This window comes from Eubacterium maltosivorans (assembly GCF_002441855.2).
In the GTDB taxonomy this organism is placed as follows: Bacteria; Bacillota; Clostridia; order Eubacteriales; family Eubacteriaceae; genus Eubacterium; species Eubacterium maltosivorans.
The window spans coordinates 3328009-3353299 of record NZ_CP029487.1 but is presented as its reverse complement, the minus strand read 5'-3'; the positions used below and the strand labels follow the sequence as shown (position 1 = coordinate 3353299).

Sequence of the window (25291 nt, the reverse complement as noted above, 5' to 3'; positions counted from 1 at the left end):
CTTTACGTTTCGTTCTGAATGCTTTAACGATACTCTACCAAAATACAGTCATAGCGTGGTCACACAGACTTAAAAAAAGAAACTGTCACACAGTTTTGTGTGACAGCTACTTTTTATTCATTCACTGTTTCTTTATCAAACTCTGCCCATATCTTCATGGCGTTTTCATGATCGTAGTTTCCTGTTGTATTTGTTGCTTTTACAGGGGTTTCGTTAATGGTTACTTCGGTCTGTACTGCTTCCTGATAAAGGGTAATCTGGAAATCTTCAAAATCCTCAAGGGGTTTTCCTTCTTGATCCGTTACGCCCTTAATTTCAGTAAATAAAGGCTTCGTTGCAGTGTTTGGCTCCGTAAATGGCACAATACTTTGGTAATACCAAAAGCCATCTTCTTTATTATATTTCCAATCTTCCGTATCAAAATCGATTTTAATCTCGTCAGCCTTTTCATTATTAACACGATCTGCGATACTGCCTGGTGAGATGGTTACCCGCATCCGGACAATGCAGGCGCTGGGGCCGATATTTTTAACGGCCGGATCTTTTTTAATGGTGCTGCCTACTACTTCAGGATTTTCCTCAATTTCTGTAGTCACTTCGCCCGGGGCAAAATTGTTGGTCGCGGCTTCGGTGCTTTTGCTTAAATAGGCCAGGGTCACCGCGCCGCCAATCAATACTACTGCCAGGAGGGACACTAAACCATATTTCAGTTTTCTGTTTTTCAAGATGTTGTTTAACATTTTTGTGCACCTCCTTATTCATTGGATGGCTGAACGGGTGTTGTGCCGTCTGGAACCTGTCCTTCAGGGACTTTATGCTGTTCTACTGTGACCGTTCCATCTTCACCGATCTTAAAGCTGTTTTCCACCACATCGGTGTGGGAGAAGTAATCTTCGTTGGTTAACTTGTTGGTAAAAGTGAACTCTACCGGAGGCGTATCCTTTGTTTCTTCGGTGTTATTTTGCTCGACTGTGCCTGTCTGCGGATTAGACGATGTGCAGGTGTAGCGCATGGTATTGAGTTCTTCAACAGTATACTCACCTATTGGTAAATTATCAATGGTTATGGATGCTGTTTTGCCCACATCCTTGCTTAGTCTCAGCGTCCGGTAAAATACCTGGGGCTCTTGACCCTCAATATTGTTGGGGCCTGTAATCTTAAAAGTAAAGATCGGATCGCCGTCCATGTAGTCAACCTTGCTGTCTTCGGTGATGGTCTTTGTGATTTTGAGACTGCCCGATTTTAGTGTGTTGGTAATGGTAATCTGGGGATTATTTTTGTAAATCACGTTTCCTGAAACACCATTTTCATTGATGGTTACATCACTATAACTTTCAGTTGCGATCGTGTATTGAGGATTTTCAAATCGATTTGAATCGGGTGTTATTTCTCTCACTGAAAAGGTTGTATCCGCAGCAATATTTGATATTTTAATTGTTTGACCCGTTTTTATATCTATAACACCATCAGTGCATTTCTTTTCTTCAACGTTTGTCCAAGAATCATTTGCATCCCGTGTGTCAATTTTATATTTACCATTAAAAAGTTTTCCACCAATAGTAACCTGGACTTTAAAAGTTTCATCGCTTGTCTGGCCTTCACTCATTTTTTTAGTGATGTTCAAATCATGATGGTTTTGTGAACTACAATTATTCTGCATTTTAACAATGCTATTTGTACCAATTGTTAATGGTTTCGTCTGTACAATATAACTGCCATCTGTTTGTTCTGCTATATCATATCCTTCTTCATCTTTAGCTTTTCCATTTACCCAAAAATCATCATAGTAGTCTTGTTCTACATCTACTTCCTGAACAATGTACCGAGTACCCTTTTCGCTGATCTCATTAAAGAATGCCCTTTGTCCATGATGTAAAGTGAATATACCGTCATCTGTTCCTGTTTTTAGTTGAGAGATTGTGTTGGAGCCTTCCTGTAACTCGTAAGGTTGATTCGTTTTTAGTTTATAAGTAATATTGTCTTTAGTAATTGTGTTGTCGTCACCTTCTTTTGCATTTTCATCTTCTACATACAATTTAAAATTGAAATTCACATCGCTATAAGAGCCTTCATTAATATTTACGACTTCTTTTGCGACAGTGACACTGTCCTTTGGGACAACAGGCAGATTAAAGCTCATTTTGCAGTTGGAAGCGCCTGCACCACGTTCCATATAGAAAACTTTAATTTCATGGCCGGTATAGTCTGCAAAAGTTTCACCATTCCAGTCTGCCTTTGTCATATCGTTTCCTTTTTTAGTATTTTTAAACTGTTCTTTGATTGTTGTCGAACTGCCCTTATCTTGTTTATCTTGTTTATCAATATCCGTCCATTTGACAATCCCCGTTGAAAAATCAATGGAACCAGACTGTGCATCATGAATCCCCCCAAGATCCAATACCAAAACGCCGTCGATAAAAACCCACATATCATCATCACCATTGAACTCATATACCATTGGTTCTCCGTTATACATTCCGTTTTCTAATTGGGCGAAGCTAGCTGACACTACCATACCAAAATAATAGTCATTCCCGTAATAGTCATCATCCGTTTTAGTTATAACTCCAGGAGCGTTGCTTTTCTGTGTCTTATAAAGCGTTTCATTATAACGAGATTGGTCCACAAGTGATCTTCCATTTTCATCAAAAAGATTCTTACTCAAAACTGCCGGTTTATCTGCATCGATTTGATTGTAAGGCATAAAATTTCCTCTTAGATAGAAAAAGGAACTTTTATTATTGGTATCGATAGGTGTTCCAATTTGCTTATAAACAGTAAAATTATGTGGTGTGTTTTTGTCATTTTCCGAGATATTTTCAGCCTTTTTTCCTTCTTTCCAGTAAGCATAATTTTCAAAACTGCTGTAATAAAAAGTTTTATCCTTATTATAATTTTCCAATAAAAACAAATTATTTGCCAACCCTTGATAATAATTGCTTGATGTGCTAAAAGCGTCTTTCATTATAGAGTTATCATTCGCCTTATCATTCGCCATTACCGGAATACTTTCGTTGCTATTGTTTGTTTCAAGTTCCTTTTTTAACAAGCCTTGAGTGATCCGTCCTGTTCTTTGATAGCTTCCTCCAAGAGATATCGGTTTATTATAATCGAACATCTGAATTTCCACACCCTTAGACGCGCTATCAACAGTGCCAACACTTTCCAGCTGCTCATCTGTTTTTTCATAAACAAAAGTAACTACCGCTGAACCTGTATAAATATTATCATATCTATTAATAATATCTCGACCAAATTTGTCACTTTTGCTTACATATTGATATTGGTATGCTTCGCTATCACTATTCCACAGTATTAAGTTGTCAAACTCACGGGTCTTTCCATCCTTGTTCTTTGGGTTTTTAAAATCGCTATAGTCCTTGACTTCTGCTTTTTTAAATGTGTAGCCATCTACTGTCAAACAATTCACAATCTTTGGCACTGTAATAGAGGGTGTATTATTCGTTATATCTAAATCAATAGAATTTTGATTGATGGTATCTACTGAAATAGGTGTGCCATCCGTATCCACAATATTGACAACCCAATTGCTGAAATATTGATCTTTATCTTTCCATTGATTAAATTTTTCTATCTTAAAGCTAAAATGAACCTGATTATTTACTGCCTTAGACGCCGTTTGAGCAAGCATTATACTCTGTGATTCATCCAGCACTGTATTCTCAGATCCTTGTGTGTTTTCAACTTCACTACCAACGGTTGGTTCCGGTACACTCTCCCACGTCACTGCCACAGGTTCCAGGGTCGTCAGCTTGCTTTCAACCGACTGCACCTTTCCGTTTTCGTCCGCAGTAATCTGTGCGCTGTCTTCCTGTGTCGGCTCCATGGTGTAGATGGTGTTGTTCTGTTCGTCCTTGCCCTCGGTCTTCTGATACAGGGTTACCCCTTTTTCGGTGCTCTGGCTTTTTTGATAGGCTTCGGGAGCGTCTGGGTTTTTATAGGTGATTTTCAGGGTAAAGCTTCCCTTTTCGGGGGTGACGTTTTTGCCGTCCTTATCCTGCAGCTGCACGCTGTAGGCAATAAAGCCATTGACCGCTGTACCCTGCCCGGCGGCTTTGGCGTTTAACCCTGCTTCGGTTTCGGCGTAAAGGGCCTTTTCGGCTTCATCCTGGCTGTCTTTATTTAAGGCTTTTACCTGAAGCGCTGCGCCGGTGGGCAGGGCGCCGCCTTCTGCGGCCTTCAGCTCTGCCTTGATGCTGTCGTCCTCGTAGTTCAGTACGGTGGGGGCGGCGTTTGCTTTTTCCTGGGCCAGGGCAGTGATGCCCGGGCTCATGGCTGAAAGCATGAGCAGCACACTCAGTAATATGGATGTATATCTGGATAATCTTTTTACGCTTTTCATGATTGGTTCTCCCTTCGTGCCTTTTCTATTTTCATCGGCCTTTCGGCGGTTTTTATGCTTTTTCCGTTATTGTACCTTAACTATACCAGCCCTGTGTCACACAATGGTCACAAGGGGTCTGCCTTAAGGTCTTTTTCCAAAAAACATAAGACCGCATTTGGGGCTCAGGCCAAATGGCGGTCTTCTTCTCTGGTGATCAGCTGGATGCATTCCAGAACGCTGCTGAAATGGCCGACGGTATTGCCTCCGATGTCTTTTAAAATGCCCTGCCACTCGGTATGGCGGCGGGTGAGCATGATGAGGTCAAGGGTTTTCTCCTGACCCCGCCTGGCCTGTATGGTCTCGGGCGCGTGGTAGCACTCGGGGTTGGCCGAAAAGGGCGCGGGGCGGGCTTCCTCTGTGTTAAAGCTGCGGGTGAGCTGGTGGGGCTGGGGCCTGCCGATCTGGTCGAAGGCGGCGTCCACCTTTGTGACAAAGGCTCTGAGCCCTCTGAAGGGGACGGGGTCTTTGAGGGCGACGCCGACAATGGTGCCCTCCAGCTGGCTGCCAGTGCAGTGGTCAAGGCAGAGGCGGATGCTGTTGACGGGTATGTTCTGTGTTTTCATTTCTTATGCTCCGGTATGGGTTTTATTCGTAGTGCAGCTCGTCCAGGTCGAACCGCAGGCGGATATGTGTGTTCTTATAATTGCCCCAGAAGGATTTTTCGATGCGGCCGGCCACCATTTTGGCGGTCTCATACTGGCAGGTGGGCAGCAGGGCCACGTACTGGGTGCTGCTGTACTGGGCCACAGGGTCGCCGGAGCGCAGTGAACTGCGCAGCACGTCCTCCAGATGCACCATGGCGTCGCGGATCATTTCCTTGCGGATTTCATCTTTTTGGGGAAAATCGTCGGCTGAAATGGTCGCTAATAATAAAAAAATCGAGATCCCCATCCTTTCGCCCTGGCGTGCCTGGAGCCGGTAGATCCGCTGGAACGCGCCGTATTCGCATAAAAAGGCGCCGTTTGTCCGGTCTTCCATCAGCTCGCTCTGGACGGCTGTGATGTCTCTTTCGTGACGGTGTGTTTTTTTTATGATGGTCTCGTAGAGCGCTCTGAGCTCTTCGGAGGGGGTGACGCCGAGATAGTCGTAAAGGGTTTTCTCGGTGGTCTGGTAATGCTCGAGGGCCTGCTTGTAGTTGTCCTGTGCCATAAGGGCTCTTATAAAGCAGCAGTGCAGGCTCTCGTCCAGGTTATCAATCTGGATGGCCTTGTTCACGCTGCTGGCCATTTCGGAATAACGGCCTTCGCTCTCCAGGAGGATGGCCAGGCTTTTGACGGCCCCCAGATAGGTGGTATGGTAATAGGCTGCCTGGGAGGCCACCCAGTATTCGCTGGCGAATTTCGGCAGAAATTCCCCTTTATACAAGGTGACCGCTTCGTTATAAAGGCCGATCCGGCAGACTGGGTCTTTGTGCTTGCCAGCCTGTTTTATGCTTTTTTCAAAGGTTTCGATATCAAGACTGACGGGAATGTCCTGGTTCCAGATATACGCGCCGCGCCCGGTCAGGATAAAATCGTTTCTTCCCCAGGTTTTCTTGATGAGGGTGCGCAGGCGGTACATAAGGTTTTTGAGGGCTCCGGCGGGATTATCGCTTTCGTCTTCCTCCCACAGGACTTCTGCCAGCTCCTGTACGGTAATTTCTTTTTGGCGGTGACACAGGATGTAGATAAAGAGTTTTGTCATCATCTCCGACCGGATGCTCTCTTCATTGAGAGCCGCGCCATCTCCGGCGATGCTGAAGCCTCCAAACATCTGGACCTCCAGCATAGGATTTCTCTGTTCCACTAGATTGTCTCTCCACTTTCATTATTTTTCTTACTTTCTATTATAATCATTTATTGTCCGCTTGTAAATCGTCACTTCTTTTTTTTATGTTAACGGTCCATTATTTATGCGAATGGCTGATTTTCTTTAAGGAAAGTGGCGTTAAAATAATAAAAAGCGCGCATTATATAAGCGCGCGCTTTTGAATTCAAACCAATGAGCTATCAATATTTTTTATAAAACATACTTTACTGCTGTGCTTTCTGCAGTGTTTCTTTCAGCTTTTGTATTTCCGCCTCGCTCAGATCGGTGGCCTGGGCGATAAACGGGATGGGATGGTTCATGCGCAGCAGCTTTATCGCCACCTGACGGACGCCTTCCTGGCGGCCTTCACGGCGGCCTTTTTGCATTCCCTGCTGGATGCTTTCTTCTTTTAGCTGTTTTAATGCGTCGCACATGTTGACGGCCTCCTTTTCTTCTTTTTCTTTTTCGATATACTGGCTCATTTCTTTGATATCCGCTACGTTTTTGATGGCTTCGTAGGTTTCGCGCGATACTTTGTAGAAGTAGCTGGCGTGTGCCTGAATAAAGGCTTCCAGCTCGCTGCGGTTTTTCTGATATTTAATAAAGCCGAATAGTGCCATGAGATCGTCGTCGTAGACTTCCAGGTCTTTTATGGCCTGCACCTCCAGCAGATGCATCGGGTAGCTGTTTACGGGATTTTTGCGGGATGAAAATGCCTTTGGCAGTCTCAGCATGTCGGCCAGACTGCGGGGCCCGTCCCAGGCGTCGGTCCCATAATAGATTACCAGGGTGATCACGGGTATCAGCCTGTCTTGTCTGGAAAAGCCGCTGATACGCTCTGTCCCGGTAATATCCTTTTCCCGCTGGTGCTCTTTTTTGATGCTCTGGTACTGTTTGTCATAGCTCAACGCGTCGTACAGCATGACGCGCAGGGGCATGGCGTAGTGAACGTCGTTCTGATTTTCGATGCCCAGGATTACCAGTTCGAGCTCCTCGTTGTAAATTTTTGCAATGTCCCGGTTTTTCTGAATAAACTCGGCCGCTGTTTCCTGGAGGGCGATCACTTCTGCCTGACTGCTGTCCACTGGTTTTAGCTTATCGGGCTGGATGACGGCTTCTCCCTCGAAAAGCGCATTGTTAAATATTTCAGCAAAGCGCCGATTATCGGACAGATACTGCTTGAGTATGATATCTTTTTTCCCCATGTTTTCCCCTTTACTTTCTTCTATTATAGCTTATTTTTCCCTGTTTTTCAAATATACACCGGATTCTTTAAGCGTCTGAATAAAAAGTCCCCGGGCAGGGACTTTTGGGCTGGCAAAAACTTTACCGTAAGCGGCAATACGTTAAAGAGAGGACTGTTTAGTTGAAAGTGGATAGTGGAAAGTTTCTGACACTAAAAAAGCCCCGGCCGGGGCTTTTTTTACTGCTGTGCTTTCTTTTTACGTCTCACCAAAATGGCGGCGATGATGATGCCGAGCAGGGCCAGGACGCCCACGCCGATCATGATCAGGTTGCCCATGCCGCCTACCTGTTTGGCCGCGTTGGCCAACGGGGTCTGGTTCGGGTCGATGGTTTCTTCATCGGCCGGGGCTAATGGGGTATCGCCCGGGTCGATGTTTTCGCCGGGGTTGTTATCGCCGGGGGTATTGGTGCCGTCTCCGGCTGCGCCGCCGGGCAGGGTGGCGGCTGTGCCGGTATTGCCGGGCTGTCCGGTCACGGTGACCACGCCGGGCTGGGTACTGAATTCGGGGTTATCGGCCGGGGTATAGACAAAATCGATCTCGGTGCCTTCGGCGGCGATGGTGGTGGTTTTGGCTATAGCGTCGACAATATAGCCCTCAATCGTCAAGGCGTCTACTGTGACATTACCTCCGACACTTGCAGGGACCACTTTCTGGGTCGCTAATTCGTTGCCGTAGGTATCTAAGTAACGCACACGGTAAGTCGTTTTGCTAATCATTTTTGCATATTGAGCTACGTAGGTGGCCTTTTTAGTTACACTATACTCAATTTCTTTATTCCAGCCTGTAAAGTAATACTCATCGGAATTATTTGGTATTGCATCTATATTGTTCAAGCTTAAGGTACCTTCATAAGGCACTTCCACGCTAACACTGCTCTGGCCGTTAATGGTACCTTCGGCGCCTGCCTTAAACTCGATATTATAAATTTTTTCCTCTGCGTGGGCGGCGCTTGGGATGGAGATACCCATGAGCAGCAACGCCATGGCGCAGGTCACGAGGACGGCTGCGATTCTGTTTACTTTTTTTCGTACTGCGGTCATGTTTATTCCTCCTTCTTCTTTCGGGTCACGATCAGGATGATGATCACGACCACAGCGATCACGACGCAGGCTCCCGCGATGAGCAGGTATGGGCTGCCGCCGTTAAGGCCGGTGTTCGGGCCGGTGGCCCCGGGATGGGTGATGGCCTGGACGAGCCGCTCGACGACGTTTGTGCCGCCGCCGGCAGGGTTATCGGGCGTGGACGCGGTGAACACGAGCTGGATCTGCCCGGTTTTTTCCATGTAGCTGTTTCCGGTGGAGTTGCCCTCCAGGGTCAGGCTGATGTCGATCACGTCGCTCTGGCCCCTGGCCAGGGTATCTAAGAGAATGTTGTTGCTCTCGTCTAAGTACTTTTCGCCGGCCGAGGTGTTTTTGGCGGTGCCCCCGCCGATGATGGTGGTAAAGAAGGGCTGGCCGTTCTTGCTGATGACAAAGTCGTACACAGCCTGGGAGTCGGCGGTTTTACTGGCGATGTTGTCCAGAATTTCGGCGCTCATGTAAAATTTCATCTCGCTGCTGTCCTCGTTGCTGAGGGTGAGGCTGACGGTGCGTGTCTCTCCGGGCAGCATGTCGGTAAAGGTTTCGACGTCGCCGTCTACGCTGGTCACGAATTTTTCGGCCTGGCCTCTAAAGGTGATGGTCTCGGCCGCTGAGGCGCTGAGCCCGGTGGCAAGCAGGAGGGCGGCGGTGATTAAAAGGGTGACGATTTTCTTTTTCATTTTGCTTTCCTCCTATCCTACTGTTCGGTATAGCCTGTCAGGTTGCCGGCCGCGTCGAGCTCTGGGATAATGCCCCACTCGGCGAGCATGGCCTTTTCTCCGGCCTCGGCCTGGACGGCGTCGGCCTCGAAGGTGATGTTGGCGCTGTAGCCCGCGTAGGCGTTGCTGTTTTCCTGAACTTTATCCTTTAAAATGGTGAAGCGGTCCATGACGTTCTCGGTGGTGGCGTCCCCGCTCACTTTCTTTGTGTAGTAGCAGTAGATCACCTCTGGTTCTTCAGGGTCTTCGGCCACCAGCCAGCTGTCATTGTCTCTCTCAATGCCGATCTCTTTCGGGGACAGCTTAAAGTCTTTTTTGCCGTCTTTATCGGTCCAGCTGCGGTTGATGGTGATGCGGATGTAGCTGTCCTTGCTGTTCGCGTCGGATTTTACGGCTACTTTCTCGCTCACGGTGTCGCCGGGCATGCCGGCGTACTGGTAGCCTGCCTTTCTGTCCTCGGCGGTATCCAGGCTTTTGACGTCTTTAGCTGTCTGACCGCCGTTCTGTACGATTTTGATGCCGAGCCTGGCGGCGGACACGTCTTTCTGAGTGGCTGTCGAGGCGACAAAGGCTGCCATCGTGCTGCCGATTGCCGCTACTATGGCAATGATGGCGATGATGATCAGGATATTTCTTTTCTTTTTCATTGGACTTTACTCCTTATATCGATAATTTAAAGGGTTTTCACCTCGATGTTCTGTAATCTTACCTACGATTATACGCAGGGGTTGTCACACAGCAGTCACACACTGCGGCGGCCAGATCGGTTCCTTTATGTATATGTTACATCTTTTTGACACTTTTCTCAATGCTTTATTCCAGCTTCGACGCTTTTCGGATAATGACCACAGCGGTGACGGCAGCGATGATGACCGCGGCGATGCCGGATGCCACCGGGGCGGACAGGGCGCACATTTCCCGCTGCGGCTTCGCCAGCGGCACCGGGCTGGGGCCGATGGTTTCGGTGGTGTTTTGGGCTTCGGCGGCGCTGGGGGTGGTGAGGGTGATCTCGGTTCCGGCGTCGGTCCCGCTGGCAGCCGCGGCTGCGGGCAGGCAGGCCAGCAGAAACAGGGCGCACAGCAGAAACAGGGCGCTTCGCGCTTTTGTGGTCATGGTTCTCTCTCCTCTCGGTGGTTTATGCTCTGTAAATATAAAAGCCGTCCCGGCTGCCGCGCTTGACCATATACATGGCCTCGTCGGCCTTTTTATACAGGTCGTCAAAATCTACGCCGTCCTTGGGCACCAGAGCGGCCCCGGCGCTGCAGGTAAGGCGCAGCTCAGGCGCTTCGGCCACGCGGAGGCTGTGGAAGGCCGCGCACAGCCGCTCGAGCTGCTTGATGACAATGGCGTCGTCAGGAATATTTTTCATAAAAATGATGAACTCATCCCCGCCCACGCGGCCCACGATATCGCTGCCCCGGAAATGGGCCCTGAGCAGCCCGGCGGACTGGCGCAGGGCCTCGTCGCCCACCGCGTGGCCGTAGGTATCGTTGACATCCTTAAATTTGTCGATGTCCAGCATGATAAGGGCCTGCATGCCGCATGCCTCCTCGCCGGCCAGCCAGGCGTTGATGGCTTCGCGGGTGCTGACAGCGTTCAGCAGCCCGGTCATGGCGTCGGTCTGGGCCTTGGTGACGAGCATTTTGCGGTCCTTCGCGTTAATGTACTGCATGACAGAGAGCAGGATGATGAGCCCGGCCACCACAAACAGGGACAGGGCCACCTCGTACTCGCGGATAAAGGCATAGCTCTGCTGGGCGTCCTCCTGGGGCACCACATAGCACAGGAACCAGCTGTTGTAGCCCATGGGCTCGTAGGCCAGATAGCGGATGTCGCTCCCCTTTTTGAGCAGGCGGACGCCGCTGTTCCCGTTGTTAAAATCGTCCCGGACGCTGTCGAGGCTGGCGCCCGGCCCAAAGGTATAATCTTTGTAAAAATCATAAAAATTGACGCGGTCCCACTGTTGGCTGTAGCGGCTGTCCATGGCCACGACCTCGCCGTCCTTGCCGACGATATAGACATAGCCACTGCCGCCGTACAGGCTGCTGAAGGGAATCTCGCTGATGTGGCGCACGTCGTAGCTGCCCACCAGCACGCCGGCGATGGCCCCGCCCTGGTAGACGGGCACCGAGAGGGCGATAAACTCCCTGCCCTCGTCGCCTTCCACACGGCTCTCATAGGGGCTGCTCACGGCCTCCTGTCCCTGGATGCTCTTTTTAAAAAAGTCGCGGTCCCGGGCGTCCATGTTCACCGGGCCCTCGTTTGAGTAGCCGGCGCCGTCCAGGGTGAAGTAGGAGATCCGGTGAAATTTGCTCTCGCCGGCCAGCGCGGCCATCAGACGCTGGTTGTCCTGGGCGTCGCTCTGGCTGCCGATATAGCTGGCCATCCCGCTCAGTGTTTCAAACTCGATGTCCATCAGGGAGACCATCAGGCTGCTCTGCCTGGCCACGTTGTCCGCCAGAAGGGTCTGGGTGTTTTTCTCGACCGCGCGCTGGATGCCGATGAAAAAGACCGCCAGGCAGATGCCCAGGTAGCACAGAAAGACAAACAGAGCCGCCGCGTAACGGTAGAGTGATTTTCTTTGAAGCTGCTTCACTGCCTTGTCTCCTTTCCGCAAAATGGTCCTATCGGTCCAATTTAACCTCATTATAAGCAGCGCTGGTCATATGGCGGTCATACAGACAGAAAAAAGCCCCGGATGATTCCGGGGCTTTAGACTGTATACAAAGGATGTCAGCAAGAGATAAAGGGTTGAAAAGCAAGCTTTTTAAGTTGATAGTTGATAGTTGATAGTTCAGGTGCAAATCAGCCTTTGGCCGATTTGATTGGATGCGGCCTAAGGCGACTCAGCGTGTCTAAGAATCCCAAGAGACGGAATACTACGAGGCTTTGCTGTGTTCTTTATGGTTTTATTTTTTACGGCGCAGGATCATGAGCCCGGCGCTGCCGCCTGCCAGCAGAACGAGCATTCCAAGGGCTGCGCTGACGTCGGCCAGGCCGGTTTTAGGGTTGGCGCCGCCGGGCGCGGCTGTCCTGGCGTTCTGCGCGCCGCTCGCGCCTGGCTTCTGCGGGGCCGGGCTGGCCGGGTCTGCCGGGTTGGCCGGGTCACTGGTTCTGGCGTTCTCGAAGACCACCTTTTTGGCGGCCTCTGTGCTGTGCTCATCCAGGGTAAAGGCCAGCGGGGTTTCGCTTAAGGCGTAGCCCTCCGGCGGGGTGATCTCCTCGAAATAATAAGTGCCCAGCGGCAGATGGACTGCGGTGATTACGCCCTGGTCGTCGGTGGTGAAGGTCTGGGCCTCGGCGGGGTCGGCGCTCCAGAGGGGCAGGCCGTTATTGGCGTCTTTATAATAGAGCACACTGCCCTCCTCCTGCCGCTCATAAAGGCGGAACCCGGCGTTTTTCAGGGTTTTCTGCGGGTCTGCCTGATCGACCTTGGTGAGCTCGACACTGCCGTAGACCAGGGTCGGGTCCACAGGCGGCTCGACGGGCATCGGCAGGTTGGTGGCGGTGACCACCACGCCCTGGGTGTCCTCGCTGCTGATGGTAAAGGTCTCGGGGCTGTAGGTCACGCTGTCCTTATCGTAGCCCGGGGCTGCGGCGGTTTCCACAAAGCGGTAGGTGCCAGAGCCCAGCTGCCTGAATTCCACCACGCCGTCCGGGCCGGTGGCGCGGATCTGCCCGCCGCCGTCAGTGGGCACATAGGGGACGTACACGCCGTCCCGCAGCACTTCCAGCTGGAATGCGGCGTTTTCCAGCGGGTTCCCGTTCTCTGCGCTCCGCTTTTCAAGGCGCACGCTGTGGGGCTCGCCGGCCTCGATGCCGCCCTGCAGGTCCTCCAGCGTGACGGACTTGCTGGCCTCAGCCGGGGCCTTATCCGAGGTGGTGAGGGTGGCGGTGTTGCTGTACTGCTCATAGGCGCGGCCGGCCTCGGCCTGGATGGTGATGTAGTAGCCAACCGCCTGGCCCCCGGCGATGCCGCCTGTCCCCCAGGATTTGACCATGGTGTCGAGCTCGGCGTCGGTGAGCCGGCTGTTGCTGGCCTTAAATTTCGCGCGCAGGGCGGTATCGTCCGCCGCCATTTTCACGCCGTTTCCGGGCACGTCGCCCAGGCTGATGATCAGGTATTTTTTATCCGCGCTCACGCCGTAAGCGGGCGAACCGTATCCCTTGACCCGGGCTTTAAAGGCGTCGGGGCTTTCGCCGTTCTCCTGGTTCAGCTCTGTGAACTGGCTCTTGACGCTGATGGTAGCGCCCCACTGGGTGCTGAGCTCTCCGGCGGCGTTTCTCGGCCGGTAAAACACCGTCTGAATGCTGACCGACTTGATGGTCTGGTCCTTTTCCAGAGTATCCTCGACCACAGCGTTTTTCAGCGGGGTGAGGGCAGGGCTGGTATGCACGGCGGCAGTGACCATGTTGTCGTAATTGAGTGGAATGCTCCAGGTAATGGCCTCGGAGCCCGCGTAGGTAGAGCCGTTTTTAGAAATCGGCTTCTGAGCTGGCGGATTGGAGTTCTCATAGGGGAAGTCGACGTCTGGGTCCGGGGCAGCGGGCGTGGACGGCTCCACCGGGACTGGCGGCAGGGCCACGTCGCCGATCTCGATCACGACATCGCCGGACTCGTTGGCCTTGAGGGTGCCGCTCGCGTTAAAATGGCCTTTAATATAGCGCTTCTGCGCGCCGGTATCGGTCAGGGTGAACTGAATCTTGTTATCCCGGACGCCCCAGTGCCCCAGGGTTTCGCCGTTGTAGGTGAGCGGGGTGTTCAGGGTGGTGTCCCGGAAGGTGAAATAGTCGGAGGGAAGGTCAATGGTAAAATAATCCCCTGCCTTTACCTGGCCGTAAAAATCCGCTTCCTCCAAGGTCCAGGTAATGCCGAAAAGAATGGTGCTGCCTGAAACCAGAGCTTCATTAAAGCCCGCGTCCTTTTCGTTATCCACAATGATGGGCACTGTGGCGCCGTCTGATTTCTTTAAGCTCATATCGACATGTAAATCGGTAAGAACATTGGTTAAGTCTCTCGTGTCTTCGCCCTCAGCGAACGCTGCCGGCATGAGACCAATGGTGAAAAACATGGCAAAAATAAGCGCAATCATCTTCTTCGTCAAATACTTAAGTTGTTTCCTCATAATTGCACACTCCTCATTTGTGATTAATTCCATTATAAATAACGCTCAGAGTTAATACAATCCCAGGTTATAAGTTTCACGGGCAGAAGTTGACACGCGTGTGACACGCGGGCTTTCGCCATGATGATGGGCGGCTAAAGGCCTGCGGCGTAAAAAAAGGCGGCTGTGAGAAGATCAAGGCCGCCATCGACGTGTTTTTAAGAGATTACCCCGAGCTGAACTAAAAAAGAGCCCCGAGAGGGGCTTTCAGGATGTCGGCAAAGTCGGTCGTGGGCTGCAAAGGGAAAGTTTGAAGCCCTTTGAGTTGAAAATTGATAGTGGATAGTTATAGAACGTTTTTGCTAACGCAAAAACGACTGGAACAGCGGCCTCTGGCCGCATCGCATCAAATCTGCCGGCGGCAGATTTGCACCTGAACTTTCCACTTTCCACTATCAACTTTCCACTAAAAAACCCCCGAAAGACTTCGGGGGTTTTCTCATATCTCCACATGCACATACCCGTCTCTGTAGTAGGGCAGGATATTGAGGCCGCAGTCCTTTGCCAGGGCGGCCAGGGTGCCGACGGGAACGCCGGGGCTGTAGAGGTCGGCGGCGGCGCCGCGCTTGTGGAAGGACCAGGGCACACCGCCCACCTCCTCGTTGCGTTTTTCACAGCGGACGCCGGAGGTGATGATGACGGGCGCGTCCACAGCCAGGCGCAGGGCCTCGACGCGGCGGACGAGCTCGGGGTCGGGTTCGGCGGGGAAGCCGTCGCAGCTGCCCTGGCAGTCGCAGCGGTACTCATCCCGGGCGAAGTGCTCGCTCACCATGAGGGGCTGTTGTTCCAGGACACCGCTCTGGGGCTGGGCTGGCGTTTCGGGCTCCGGGGCTTCAGGAGCTGGGGCTTCTGGGGCTGGCGTTTCAGGCTTTGGTGCTTCTTCTGTCTGGCTGGGCGGCGGGTTCTGCCGCATTGGCGCCCAGCTCAGCTCCAGGGCAAAGTAGAGGATCCCGGCGGCGGTCAGGACTGCCAGGAGCAGTAGGACGGTTCTTTTCTTGACGGTTTTCATTTTTTTCCTTTCTGCGTGTTTTACGCGTCGATTTCGGTTTTTCGGGTGGTCTTGTCGATGTACTCAAAGCTCTTGAATTTGCTGAGGTTAAAGCCGTCTGGGGCAAAGGCCCCGGCGGCGATGATCTCGGCGGCCTGGGCCTCGACCTGCTCTTTTGTCAGGTCGTCCAGATAGTCGGGGCAGGTGATGGTAAAGCTCTTGCCGTTTTCCAGCTCAAACTCCAGGTCCAGCGCTTTGGTGGTCGTGGTTGTCTCCATCTTCATTTCTCCTTTCTTTCAGATTTTTTCGCTCTGCCTTAGGCGGAGGTTTCCATATTGCTGTAGCCCATAAAGTTCTGGATATCGTTCACGATGGGTGTGCAGAGCTTGCCGATGGCTTTGCCGGTGCGGGTGATGGCCTCGCTGGTGGCCACAGTCATGTCCATGTTGAGACCGGAGTAGGTCTTGCTCTTTTTCTTGATGCTGCCGCCCACCTCGCCGTAGTTGAAGATGATCTTCATGTCATGGCTGATTTTGGTCTGTTCGTATGCCATTTGGGGTTCCTCCTTTCGTTGTGATGCTCTCAGTTTATCACCTCAGGAGGTCCTGGTATATGGTCAGCTGGAAGTGATGATTCTGCCCACCGGGCTGAGGATTCTGACTATTTTCGCCGGGGCGCTCGTCCTCAAACAGGCGCTCCAGGTCCTCGAGCACATAGTCTCTTACCGGGTCGCCCCGCTCCAGCCGGGTCACAGTGCTCAGGCTGACGCCCACAGCCTCGGCCAGCTGGGGCTGGGTGAGGCCCAGGCGGGCGCGGTGGGCCTTTGTCCATCTGGCGGTGCGCTTGCCCATGTCACTCCACCCACATGCCCTCAACGCGCAGGCCGGGGTCGTCCTCCAGGGCGTCCAGCCGCGCCTCGAACAAAAGCTCGGCCTCCTCCAGGCTGTAGGCCAAAACGGTCTCCTGCACCACAATGTGGGCCCGGCAGCGGTAGCGCTCATAGCCGCACTCTCTTTTGTGCTGCATCAGCTCTCCTCCTCCCGTTGTTTCTGCTCCTTAAGGGCCCACATGGCCTCGACCAGGGCGGCGTCATCGGTGTGGATGGCGCGCAGGCTTGCCATTTCTTCATCGGTGAGGGCGGGCAGACTGTTGAAATAAGGCACGGGCGGCTCCCCTTCGCACCGGTAAGACTCTTTATGATTTATATATTTATGATTTATAGAATTATAATCAGAAGAGAACGCGCCCGGTTCCGCCGGGGCTTCCGGGAGGGCTCCGGCGGCGATCCGGGGGCTGTTTCCCGGCGGGTTCCAGACCGTAACGGCTTCGCCGCCGCCCTGGGGAATGACCTGCAGACGTGTCTGCTCCCGGTTAAAGGGGACGAGGGCGTACTCGCCGCTTTTGCCGCCGGAACCGGGCCGGTATTCGATGAGCCCTGCGGCGATGAGTCTGCGGCGGTGTTCCCAGATGCGTTTGGCATCCTGTTCGCCTAAGAGGCGGCGCAGGTCGCTGTTGTCCACCCCGAACCACACAGGCCAGTACATGTCGCCGTCCTCGCCCCGGATGGCCGCATTGTTGTTGCGGACGAGCAGGTAATTCCAGAGGCTCTGGAACGCGGTGCTCCTGGGGTTTTTCCCAAGCCAGGCGTAAAAGCTCCGGTGCTCGGTAAGGTAGTTCATGGCTGCTCCTTTCTGCCTGCGGTGGGCACAATGCCCTGGGCCCGCAGATGGTCGTAGAGAAAGCGCCGTCCCTTGACGGTCCACTGCATGCCGCTGAAGGCGCGGGTACGGCCGCCCGCCTCCCGGGTGGTGAGCCGGGTGGCTGTGTAGCCAAGGCCCTGGTAGCAGTCGTACAGATACCACCGGCGGCCCCGCTTGTACTGGATTCCCTGGTCGCAGAGCAGCTTGTTAAAGGCCTGGGCGCTGTAGCCGTAATCCCCGGCGATCTCGCTGACGGGAAAGACGCCGCAGCTGCCCAGAGCTTCTCTGGCGAACTGGGCGTCGGCGGCCATAAGACTGATGGCGCAGGCGATTTCGATGAGCCCGAGGGCCAGCGCCTCATCCTTCGAAAGCTTCTGGTTTTCGGGCACAGTAAACAAGCCCCCTGACAAGAACGTTTCCAACAATTCTGTTGTTGATTTCTTCTGCATATTATTGCCTCCTTGCAGATTTTAGATTCACCGCTTGGGTGTATCTACAGGGTACCTGAGTCCGGAAGCTGAATTAAGGAACAATCCGTTGAGAACCGCGCTTTTTTTATCGGGGGACGGCGGCTATATCCCCATTGACATCTGCGAAAAACTGGAGGAGGCGGCTGTACCAGCCCCTCATCAGCGGTGTGGCCGGCCGCTTGGCGGTAAAGGCCTGAATGTAGGCCACGCCCTGGGCCCGGTGTTCCCTGCCGCTGTCGCGCCGGTCCCGCCGCGCGCCCTCTGGCACACGGTACAAGGGCGGAGGCGCCGGGGTATACAGGGCGCCCACCCTCTCCCTGGCCAGGGCGGTCAGGGCCTCGAACTGCCTTCTGAGCCGGCCGGCGTGCTCCTCGCTGAAGGGAAAGGCCACAGTGCGCCCGGGCTCGATGCCCTCCAGGATAATGTCCTCATACACCTTTGACAGGTGAGACCGGTACTTGATCATGTTGTCGGTCAGGATCCGGTGGTGCACCTGCCCGGAAAAGTCCGGGTCGGCCCGTCTGCGCCCGGCGCAGTCTGGGCAGCTGTGCACCTCGACCATGAAAAAGGTGGGCACGCCGTCCACCTCGGTGGGGCCGCGCAGCTCGCTGCTGTTGTAGGTGAGGACCGCGCCGCAGACCTGGGTTCTGGGCCGCGTCTGGTTTTTGGTCGTCTTGTAGACCACGTGATTCTCGCAGTGCAGCGGCTCTGCGGGCGTGCAGCTTATGACCTGGGGCATGGCCCCGTGCGCCACCCAGTAGCGGTGCAGCCGCCAGCGGTTGGCGTGGCCGGGGATCTTTGGCATGGCGTCCATGATAAACTCCCCGGCCTCCACGATCACCTCCTGAACATAGCGGTTTACGAATTTAGCGATGGTTTATCACTCCTCTCGCTTATATTTTAACCGCTATAAGAATAAAAATCCATTCTTAATATAAACTTTTTATTATTTTGCTTAATCATATACGGTTTTCTTATTGCTTTTACCTGAAAGCAGTGGTAAAATAGAATAATTATAAGCGTTAAAATATAAATAAAGAAGGAAACCGAAATGTCAGAAAACGAACAAGGCATCAAACATTATGACATCGCGCCCGACAATGAGTACAACATGCTCATGAGCGCTCTGCGGGTGAGCGTGAGCCGGCATCTGATGGATGCGCATTTCACCCTTATCAGCGCCAACCCCTACTATTACGAGCTTATCGGCTACCCAAAGGATGAGTACGAGGCGCTGTTCCACAACCGGCCAGATATCTATTTCAACCAAAACCCGGAGGACTGGTCGGCCATTGTCGAAAAGGTAGCAGCTGCCGCCGGCGCGGGCCACACCAGCTATGAGGCCATGGCGCGCATGTACCACAAGAGCGGCCGGGCCATGTGGATCAAGATGGTGGGCGTCTTTACCGACGAGGTGGTCGATGGCTGCCCGGTGGCCTACACGGTCATGACCGACATGACCGACTACATCGAGCAGGAGCAGGCCCTGCAGCGCAGCAACGCCAAGCTGCTGGAGCTGGCCTTTGTGGACCCGATGACCAGGGGACCCAACCGCTCTAAATTTGACATGGACGCCGGCGGCGCGATCCTGGAGGGCGCGCCCGGCGACTATGTGCTGGTCTCCATGGATATCCGCAAGTTCAAGCTCATCAACGACCTCTTTGGGATCGAGATGGGTGACCAGACCCTGCGCTATGTGTACGAGGTCATGCGGCGACATCTAAAAGACGACGAGCTTGTCTGCCGCGCCGCCGCGGACAATTTCTGCCTGCTGCTCCAAAACGCGGACAAGCGGATGCTCGTCAACCGGCTTGAGCGGATGGCTCAGGACATCAACAGCTTTAACGACGGCTGCGAGCGCAAATATTTCCTCTCCCTGGCCTTTGGCATCTACCCGGTGCTGGACCCCAACCTGCCGCTCACCCAGCAGCTGGACCGGGCCAACGTGGCACTGAAGAACGTGAAGGACGCGGGCGACAGCCGCCTGTTCGCCTGCCAGTTTTACTCCGACCTGGACCGCCTGAAGCTCATGCGGGAAAAGGACATGGAAAACCGCATGCAGGACGCCCTGCTGAACGGCGAGTTCGTGGTCTACCTGCAGCCTAAGCTGTCCTTAAAAGACGATGCCATCGCCGGCGCCGAGGCCCTGGTGCGCTGGCAGGACCCCGAGCGCGGGCTGATTCCGCCGGATGAGTTCATCCCCTTCTTTGAGAAAAACCGCTTTATCGTGGAGGTGGACCTGTACGTGTTCGAGCAGGTCTGTATCCTGCTGCGGGGGTGGCTGGACAGAGGCGTGAAGCCAGTGCCCATCTCGGTGAACATGTCCCGGGCGCACCTGGCCGACGCCGATTTCCTGGACGCCTACGAGGCCATCCGAAGCGAGTACAGCGTGCCGCCGGAGCTTCTGGAAATCGAGCTGACCGAGACCCTGGTGTTCACCAACCCCGAGATGCTCTTTCAGGTCATCGACCAGATTCACAGGCGGGGCTACCGCTGCTCCATGGACGACTTTGGCAGCGGCTACTCCTCCCTCAACCTGCTCAAGGACCTGCAGATGGATACCCTCAAGCTGGACCGGGCCTTTTTCACCTCCCAGAACGCCGACAACCCCAGGGAACGGGACGTGGTGACCTCGGTCATCGACATGGCCGAAAAGCTCTCCATGTCCACAGTGGCCGAGGGTGTGGAAAGCCAGAAGCAGGTGGAATTCCTCAGACAGTCAAGCTGCGACATGGTGCAGGGCTATGTATTCTCCCGCCCGGTGCCCATCCCGGATTTTGAGACGCTGGCCTTTGGCGGCGGTGAAACTGACAACCCTTAAGCTGCGGCGCGGGCCGCAGCCTTCGCGATAAAGGAGTGATCCCATGACCCAAAACCTGAATGCCCTCATGCTGCTCATTCTCCTGCTGTCCGGCCTCTACGCCTTTTCCAGCTGGGGACTCCTGAGCGCCCTGAACCAGGACATGCCGCACCTGCGCCACTGGTGGCCGGTCCTCGGCCTGTGCCTGTGCGCCCTGTTTTTGATCATGGCGTTATTTAACCTGCCGCTGCCCCTGTTTTTTCTGCTGCTCTACGGCCTCAAGGTCTGCGAGCTTCTGCACTTTCCAGAGCCGGGCCAGCCAAACTGGGCGGCCGTGAACGTGGGCTTTCTGTTCACCTGCGCTGCCTGCCTGATCCTTCTGGGCCTGTTATCCTTTGGCCTGGGGCTTGACACCCGCGCAGTCCTGAGCGACCCGGCGCTCCGCGCCGCCTGCCTGGCGCTTCTGCTGCTCTTCGGCCTCGCCGCCGAGCTGCTGCTGAGCCGCCGCGCCGGCTTTCTGGCCGAGTTCCGGGATATTTACGGCTCCGAGGAATCCCGGCTGTTTGTCCGGTTTACCTTTCTGGCAGTCATCTTTGTGCTAGCGGACGCTGCCGCCTGCCTCTTTGAGCTCCCCAGCGCTGTGGTTTCCCTGTTTCTGGTGGGGAGCAACGCCCTGCTGCTCATGATGGTGGGCTTTTTTATGAACCAGCTGAACATTATCCGGCAGGAGGACTATCTGGAATATGAGCACACCCGCCTCACCTCCACCATGCACCAGCAGGCCGAGCGCACCGAGGCCCTGCGGGACACCGCCTACCGCGACCCGCTGACCGGCGCCTACACAAGACTCTACCTCTTTAATTACCTGGAGCTGCTGCTGAGCCGCCATACCCCCTTCACGCTGGCCTACCTGGACCTGGACGGCCTGAAGGCCGTCAACGACGCCTACGGCCACCTGACCGGGGACCACTATCTGAGGGAATTCTCCGGCCAGTTCACGAAGGCCCTGCGCGGCGAGGACGTCTTTGCCCGGGTGGGCGGCGATGAGTTCATGGTGCTGCTGCCCGGTCTGTCCGCCGAGGCGGCAGAGGCCCTGCTGTCAGCTGCCCGGACGCGGCTCGAGGCCCCGCGCGGGCAGGGTTTTTCATTATCCTTCAGCTTTGGCACCGCCGAGGCACCCGCAGGCACCAAAAAGACCCGGGAAAGCCTCGTGCGGGAGGCGGACCGCAGCATGTATGCGGACAAAAGCGCCCGGCGCGGGAGGGAGGTGCGGCATGACCTCTGACATGATCCCGCTCATTGTCATCGGATTGATCTATTTTTACCAGAACTGGTTCTTTTTCCGCTACGCGGAGGCCATCCTGTTAAAACCGGTAAAAAGGCGGTGGATCGCGCTGGCTTTTTTCCTCAACTACACGCTGTTTACCCTCTGCTCAGTTCTGCAGCTGCACCTGGTCGTCAACTGGCTGCTGATCTTTACCCTGCTGCTCATCGAGATCCTCTGCTTTTTCCGCTGCCCGTTGAGCGACGGCTTTATCCTGGCCCTGTTCTCCATGATTATCGGCCTGGCTTTAAACATTCTGCTGCGCTGCCTGCTGGCCGCAGCCTTTGACCTGCCCCTCGCCAGCTTTGACAACAACTCGATGGACGCTGGCAACCTCAAGCGCTACCCGGTGGGACTGGGGTTTTTAGCCGCCGGGCTCTACTTTCAGATCGCCCGGCGTTACGACGCCCACATGGATAACCCGCGTGTCGTCTTCAAGGACCCTGCCCGGAGGCGCTTCCTGATCCAGCTGAGCCTGGCCATCTACCTGTACCTGGTGCTCAACCTGCTCATCTACACACAGCCCGGCAACCTCCTGGTGCTCAAGCTGTGGGGCGTCAAGTCCTGTGTCTTTTCGCTGCTGGGCCTCTATCTGGCCGTCCGGTACGCGGCCCGCATCAGCCGGCTGGGCCAGTACCGGGCGCTCAACAGCCAGGTGCTCGCGGCGTTAGAACATCAAAGAGAGGAAGCGCTGGAGCTGAGCCGCATCGCCTCCACCGACCCGCTGACCGGCTGCCCGAACCGGCAGATGGCAGAGGCCGCCACCGCCGGCTGGCTGGAGACAGGCACGCCCTTCTGCCTCTGCTTCGCGGACCTCAACGGCCTGAAGCTTGTCAACGACACCCAGGGACATGAGATGGGCGACCGCTACCTGCTCACTGTGGTACAGACCCTGCAGAGCGCCTGCCGCCAGGACGCCGACCAGCTTTTCCGCTACGGCGGCGACGAGTTCCTGCTCCTGTTCCGGGACCTGACGCCCGCCATTGCGGCCAGCCGTATGGACCGGGTGAACCGGAGCCTGCGGGCCCGCAGCCACATGCCCGGCCACCCCTTTGCCATGTCCGTCAGCTTCGGCCTGGCGCAGAGCGGTGAGGGCGAGAGCCCGGACGCCCTTATCCAGACAGCGGACAAGCGCATGTATCACGATAAAGAAAACACCGAAAGAAATAAAAATGGAAGAAGACCTTAAGCAACACAGCGATACCGCAGGCTATGAGTACAACACCCTCATGAGCCTGATGCAGGTGAGCGTCAGCAAGCATCTGCTGGACGAGCACTTTACCCTGGTCTGGGCCAACGCGTTCTACTATGAGCTCATCGGCTGGGACAAGGCCGAATATGAGGCCAGATACCACAACCTGTGCGACACCTACTACGCCGACGACCCCGGCGAGCTCGCAAAGCTCACCGAGGTGGTCATGGACGCCATCAACAACAACCGTGGCGGCTACACCCACATCTCCCACATGCCCAAAAAGGGCGGGGAGTACGTCTGGGTGCGCATGGTGGCCACCTTTTCTGACGAGTACATCGACGGCCATCAGGTCTCCTACACGGTCATGACCGACATCAACGACCTGGTGCTCATGCAGAAGGCCCAGACCGTCACCTACAACGCCCTGCCTGGCTTTGTGGCCAAGTTTCATGTCAGCAGAGACTTCAGGCTCACCCTGCTGGAGGCCAACACGCGCTACACCGCCTTTTTCGGCGAGGACTGCTGGGACACCGGGGCAAACCCGCTCTTTCTGCAGAACTACGCCCAGAACCGCCGGGCCATCGAGGCCAGCCGGGAGAAAATCCTGTCTGGGCAACCCCTCAGCCTGGGCCTTACCGTCAGAGGCGCGGACGGCCAGGAAGCCCGCCTGCAGCTGAGCGCCACCTGCGTGGACTGGCAGAACCAGGAGCCCGTCTACCTCGCCATCTTCATCGACGTGACCGACATCACCGAGCTGCGGGAAATGCAGAGCCAGCTCGAAGCTCAGGCGGCAGAGCTTAAAGAAGCCCTCGAAGCCGCCGAGCAGGCCAGCCGCGCCAAGTCCGACTTCCTGTCCAGCATGAGCCACGATATCCGCACGCCCATGAACGCCATCGTGGGCATGACCGAGATCGCCAGAACACACCTGGACGACCCAGACCGCGTGGAAAACTGCCTGGACAAAATCGCCCTGTCCAGCCAGCACCTGCTCGGGCTCATCAACGACGTGCTGGACATGTCCGCCATCGAGAGCGGCAGCATGGCCTTAAACAACAGCCCCTTCTCCCTGCCCGACTTCATGGAGAACATCGTGGCCATCATCCAGCCCGCCGCGGCCGAAAAAAGCCAGCACCTGTTCATCCGCACCTTTGGCGTGGAGCACGAGCACCTGTACGCCGACCCGCTGCGCCTCAAGCAGGTCTTTATCAATATTTTGTCCAACGCCGTCAAGTTTACGCCCGAGGCAGGCAGCATCACCCTGACCCTGGAGGAATTTCCCGCCGCCTGGGAGGGCTTCGGACAGTTCCGCTTCACCTTCGCCGACACCGGTATGGGCATGACCGAGGACTTCGCGGCCCATATCTTCGACGCCTTCACCCGTGAGCGCGACAGCCGGGTGGATAAGACCGAGGGCAGCGGCCTGGGCATGGCCATCACCAAAAAGATCGTGGACATGATGGGCGGCAGCGTCACAGTCCGCAGCGCTCCGGGCGCGGGCAGCACCTTTGTGGTATACCTGTCTCTGCACATCGAGGCAAACCCGGACAGCTACCCGGCGCTGCCGGCACTGCGGGTGCTCATCGCCGACGACGACGCCCTCATGTGCGAGTACGCCGTCCAGACCCTGAACGCCCTGGGCATTGACGCCGAGTGCGCCGAAAACGGCGGGGACACCGTGCGCCGGGTCTTAAAAGCCCACGAGGACGGGCAGGATTTTGACGTGCTGATCCTGGACTGGAAGATGCCCGGCACCGACGGCCTGGGTGTCACCCGGCAGATCCGCGCCCAGCTTGGGGATAAGCTCCCCATCCTCATCGCCTCGTCCTACGACTGGGCCGACATCAGGCAGGAGGCCCAAAGCGCCGGGGCCAACGACTTTATCTCAAAGCCCCTGTTCAAATCCACCCTCTGCCATACCCTCAAGCGGCTGATCCACGGCGAGCCCCTGAACACCGGCCACGCCGGTGAAGCGCCCCGGTACGATTTTGGCGGCAGGCGTTTCCTGCTGGTGGAGGACAACCCGCTCAACCAGGAGATCGCCGTCGAGCTCCTGTCCCAGGCCGGCGCGGCTGTGGACTGCGCCGGCGACGGTGCCGAGGGCTGCGATGCCTTTGCCATGGCCCCGTCCGGTTACTATGACCTGATCCTCATGGACGTGCAGATGCCTGTCATGAACGGCTACGAGGCCACCCGCAGCATCCGGCAGATGGCCCGGGCCGACGCCCGCGCCATCCCCATCGTCGCCATGACCGCCGACGCCTTCGCGGCCGACATCGAAAAGGCCCGGGAGGCCGGCATGGACAGCCACCTCGCCAAGCCCCTGGACCTCCAGCTCATGCTACAGGAGCTCGACAGGCTCCTGTAAATTTACCGATAACGTGCCAATTTTACTTTTTGCAGGTACACTCTTT

General features: G+C 55.0%; 23 protein-coding genes. 4 read left to right on the top strand and 19 right to left on the bottom strand.

Annotated features, from left to right (window positions below; genetic code table 11):
* Nucleotides 1-113: 113 nt before the first annotated feature.
* From CPZ25_RS15445 to CPZ25_RS15360, 19 genes are all read right to left on the bottom strand, one after another.
* Entirely contained in the window at nt 114-740 is a 627-nt protein-coding gene (locus CPZ25_RS15445) for a hypothetical protein (RefSeq protein WP_096919205.1), read from the bottom strand.
* Between the two features lie 14 nt (nt 741-754).
* Nucleotides 755-4363, bottom strand: a complete 3609-nt coding sequence (locus tag CPZ25_RS15440; RefSeq protein ID WP_096919204.1) for a DUF7601 domain-containing protein — start codon at nt 4361-4363, stop codon at nt 755-757.
* A 164-nt stretch (nt 4364-4527) separates the two neighbouring features.
* Nucleotides 4528-4968 carry a hypothetical protein gene (locus CPZ25_RS15435; protein WP_096919203.1) on the bottom strand — a complete coding sequence of 147 codons (441 nt, stop codon included), beginning with the start codon at nt 4966-4968 and terminating at the stop codon, nt 4528-4530.
* A gap of 22 nt (nt 4969-4990) precedes the next feature.
* Nucleotides 4991-6190, bottom strand: a complete 1200-nt coding sequence (locus CPZ25_RS15430) for an AfsR/SARP family transcriptional regulator (RefSeq protein WP_082669388.1) — start codon at nt 6188-6190, stop codon at nt 4991-4993.
* A gap of 227 nt (nt 6191-6417) precedes the next feature.
* Nucleotides 6418-7398 (bottom strand): Rpn family recombination-promoting nuclease/putative transposase, encoded by a 981-nt coding sequence (locus tag CPZ25_RS15425; protein WP_096919202.1) that lies wholly within the window; start codon nt 7396-7398, stop codon nt 6418-6420.
* 218 nt (nt 7399-7616) lie between these two features.
* Nucleotides 7617-8480 carry a MucBP domain-containing protein gene (locus CPZ25_RS15420; RefSeq protein ID WP_096919201.1) on the bottom strand — a complete coding sequence of 288 codons (864 nt, stop codon included), beginning with the start codon at nt 8478-8480 and terminating at the stop codon, nt 7617-7619.
* 2 nt (nt 8481-8482) lie between these two features.
* Nucleotides 8483-9199, bottom strand: a complete 717-nt coding sequence (locus CPZ25_RS15415) for a hypothetical protein (RefSeq protein ID WP_096919200.1) — start codon at nt 9197-9199, stop codon at nt 8483-8485.
* Between the two features lie 17 nt (nt 9200-9216).
* Nucleotides 9217-9885 (bottom strand): hypothetical protein, encoded by a 669-nt coding sequence (locus tag CPZ25_RS15410; RefSeq protein ID WP_096919199.1) that lies wholly within the window; start codon nt 9883-9885, stop codon nt 9217-9219.
* A 166-nt stretch (nt 9886-10051) separates the two neighbouring features.
* Nucleotides 10052-10351, bottom strand: coding sequence for a hypothetical protein (locus CPZ25_RS15405; RefSeq protein WP_096919198.1), 300 nt, complete (start codon nt 10349-10351; stop codon nt 10052-10054).
* A 22-nt stretch (nt 10352-10373) separates the two neighbouring features.
* Nucleotides 10374-11834: a sensor domain-containing diguanylate cyclase gene (locus CPZ25_RS15400; RefSeq protein ID WP_167495252.1), complete on the bottom strand. Its 1461-nt coding sequence runs from the start codon at nt 11832-11834 to the stop codon at nt 10374-10376.
* Nucleotides 11835-12147: 313 nt separating this feature from the next.
* On the bottom strand, nt 12148-14364 hold the full coding sequence (locus CPZ25_RS15395; protein WP_096919196.1) for a SpaA isopeptide-forming pilin-related protein: 2217 nt from the start codon (nt 14362-14364) through the stop codon (nt 12148-12150).
* Between the two features lie 478 nt (nt 14365-14842).
* Nucleotides 14843-15412, bottom strand: a complete 570-nt coding sequence (locus CPZ25_RS15390; RefSeq protein ID WP_096919195.1) for a YcbK family protein — start codon at nt 15410-15412, stop codon at nt 14843-14845.
* A gap of 20 nt (nt 15413-15432) precedes the next feature.
* Nucleotides 15433-15669, bottom strand: coding sequence for a DUF2922 domain-containing protein (locus CPZ25_RS15385; RefSeq protein WP_096919194.1), 237 nt, complete (start codon nt 15667-15669; stop codon nt 15433-15435).
* A 38-nt stretch (nt 15670-15707) separates the two neighbouring features.
* Nucleotides 15708-15944 carry a DUF1659 domain-containing protein gene (locus tag CPZ25_RS15380; RefSeq protein WP_096919193.1) on the bottom strand — a complete coding sequence of 79 codons (237 nt, stop codon included), beginning with the start codon at nt 15942-15944 and terminating at the stop codon, nt 15708-15710.
* A gap of 37 nt (nt 15945-15981) precedes the next feature.
* Complete coding sequence (locus tag CPZ25_RS20710; protein WP_074617419.1) at nt 15982-16242, bottom strand: helix-turn-helix transcriptional regulator; 261 nt, start codon at nt 16240-16242, stop codon at nt 15982-15984.
* Nucleotide 16243: 1 nt separating this feature from the next.
* Entirely contained in the window at nt 16244-16417 is a 174-nt protein-coding gene (locus CPZ25_RS20540) for a hypothetical protein (protein ID WP_167495251.1), read from the bottom strand.
* Complete coding sequence (locus CPZ25_RS15370; protein ID WP_096919191.1) at nt 16417-17070, bottom strand: hypothetical protein; 654 nt, start codon at nt 17068-17070, stop codon at nt 16417-16419. The genes CPZ25_RS20540 and CPZ25_RS15370 overlap by 1 nt, the downstream gene beginning before the upstream one ends.
* Nucleotides 17067-17540 (bottom strand): phage antirepressor KilAC domain-containing protein, encoded by a 474-nt coding sequence (locus tag CPZ25_RS15365; RefSeq protein WP_096919190.1) that lies wholly within the window; start codon nt 17538-17540, stop codon nt 17067-17069. Before CPZ25_RS15365 ends, CPZ25_RS15370 begins: the two co-directional genes overlap by 4 nt.
* Nucleotides 17541-17646: 106 nt before the next feature.
* Entirely contained in the window at nt 17647-18375 is a 729-nt protein-coding gene (locus CPZ25_RS15360) for a hypothetical protein (RefSeq protein ID WP_133067065.1), read from the bottom strand.
* A 237-nt stretch (nt 18376-18612) separates the two neighbouring features.
* Here CPZ25_RS15360 and CPZ25_RS15355 point away from each other — a divergent pair, with 237 nt between their 5' ends.
* The 4 genes from CPZ25_RS15355 to CPZ25_RS15340 are packed head-to-tail and all read left to right on the top strand — an operon-like array spanning nt 18613 to nt 25245.
* A complete protein-coding gene (locus CPZ25_RS15355) occupies nt 18613-20382 on the top strand; it encodes a putative bifunctional diguanylate cyclase/phosphodiesterase (protein WP_096919188.1) in 1770 nt (589 codons plus the stop codon).
* A gap of 43 nt (nt 20383-20425) precedes the next feature.
* Entirely contained in the window at nt 20426-21646 is a 1221-nt protein-coding gene (locus tag CPZ25_RS15350) for a GGDEF domain-containing protein (RefSeq protein WP_096919187.1), read from the top strand.
* On the top strand, nt 21636-22874 hold the full coding sequence (locus CPZ25_RS15345; RefSeq protein ID WP_167495250.1) for a GGDEF domain-containing protein: 1239 nt from the start codon (nt 21636-21638) through the stop codon (nt 22872-22874). The genes CPZ25_RS15350 and CPZ25_RS15345 overlap by 11 nt, the downstream gene beginning before the upstream one ends.
* Nucleotides 22858-25245 carry a PAS domain-containing hybrid sensor histidine kinase/response regulator gene (locus CPZ25_RS15340; protein WP_096919185.1) on the top strand — a complete coding sequence of 796 codons (2388 nt, stop codon included), beginning with the start codon at nt 22858-22860 and terminating at the stop codon, nt 25243-25245. The genes CPZ25_RS15345 and CPZ25_RS15340 overlap by 17 nt, the downstream gene beginning before the upstream one ends.
* The last annotated feature ends 46 nt before the right edge of the window (nt 25246-25291 follow it).

What these genes read in the sequence shown, in the direction of transcription:
- CPZ25_RS15445 (WP_096919205.1), bottom strand. Translation starts at nt 740, where the DNA reads ATGTTAAACAACATCTTGAAAAACAGAAAACTGAAATATGGTTTAGTG.
- CPZ25_RS15440 (WP_096919204.1), bottom strand. Translation starts at nt 4,363, where the DNA reads ATGAAAAGCGTAAAAAGATTATCCAGATATACATCCATATTACTGAGT.
- CPZ25_RS15435 (WP_096919203.1), bottom strand. Translation starts at nt 4,968, where the DNA reads ATGAAAACACAGAACATACCCGTCAACAGCATCCGCCTCTGCCTTGAC.
- CPZ25_RS15425 (WP_096919202.1), bottom strand. Translation starts at nt 7,398, where the DNA reads ATGGGGAAAAAAGATATCATACTCAAGCAGTATCTGTCCGATAATCGG.
- CPZ25_RS15420 (WP_096919201.1), bottom strand. Translation starts at nt 8,480, where the DNA reads ATGACCGCAGTACGAAAAAAAGTAAACAGAATCGCAGCCGTCCTCGTG.
- CPZ25_RS15415 (WP_096919200.1), bottom strand. Translation starts at nt 9,199, where the DNA reads ATGAAAAAGAAAATCGTCACCCTTTTAATCACCGCCGCCCTCCTGCTT.
- CPZ25_RS15410 (WP_096919199.1), bottom strand. Translation starts at nt 9,885, where the DNA reads ATGAAAAAGAAAAGAAATATCCTGATCATCATCGCCATCATTGCCATA.
- CPZ25_RS15405 (WP_096919198.1), bottom strand. Translation starts at nt 10,351, where the DNA reads ATGACCACAAAAGCGCGAAGCGCCCTGTTTCTGCTGTGCGCCCTGTTT.
- CPZ25_RS15395 (WP_096919196.1), bottom strand. Translation starts at nt 14,364, where the DNA reads ATGAGGAAACAACTTAAGTATTTGACGAAGAAGATGATTGCGCTTATT.
- CPZ25_RS15390 (WP_096919195.1), bottom strand. Translation starts at nt 15,412, where the DNA reads ATGAAAACCGTCAAGAAAAGAACCGTCCTACTGCTCCTGGCAGTCCTG.
- CPZ25_RS15385 (WP_096919194.1), bottom strand. Translation starts at nt 15,669, where the DNA reads ATGGAGACAACCACGACCACCAAAGCGCTGGACCTGGAGTTTGAGCTG.
- CPZ25_RS15380 (WP_096919193.1), bottom strand. Translation starts at nt 15,944, where the DNA reads ATGGCATACGAACAGACCAAAATCAGCCATGACATGAAGATCATCTTC.
- CPZ25_RS20710 (WP_074617419.1), bottom strand. Translation starts at nt 16,242, where the DNA reads ATGGGCAAGCGCACCGCCAGATGGACAAAGGCCCACCGCGCCCGCCTG.
- CPZ25_RS20540 (WP_167495251.1), bottom strand. Translation starts at nt 16,417, where the DNA reads ATGCAGCACAAAAGAGAGTGCGGCTATGAGCGCTACCGCTGCCGGGCC.
- CPZ25_RS15370 (WP_096919191.1), bottom strand. Translation starts at nt 17,070, where the DNA reads ATGAACTACCTTACCGAGCACCGGAGCTTTTACGCCTGGCTTGGGAAA.
- CPZ25_RS15365 (WP_096919190.1), bottom strand. Translation starts at nt 17,540, where the DNA reads ATGCAGAAGAAATCAACAACAGAATTGTTGGAAACGTTCTTGTCAGGG.
- CPZ25_RS15360 (WP_133067065.1), bottom strand. Translation starts at nt 18,375, where the DNA reads ATGGACGCCATGCCAAAGATCCCCGGCCACGCCAACCGCTGGCGGCTG.
- CPZ25_RS15355 (WP_096919188.1), top strand. Translation starts at nt 18,613, where the DNA reads ATGTCAGAAAACGAACAAGGCATCAAACATTATGACATCGCGCCCGAC.
- CPZ25_RS15350 (WP_096919187.1), top strand. Translation starts at nt 20,426, where the DNA reads ATGACCCAAAACCTGAATGCCCTCATGCTGCTCATTCTCCTGCTGTCC.
- CPZ25_RS15345 (WP_167495250.1), top strand. Translation starts at nt 21,636, where the DNA reads ATGACCTCTGACATGATCCCGCTCATTGTCATCGGATTGATCTATTTT.
- CPZ25_RS15340 (WP_096919185.1), top strand. Translation starts at nt 22,858, where the DNA reads ATGGAAGAAGACCTTAAGCAACACAGCGATACCGCAGGCTATGAGTAC.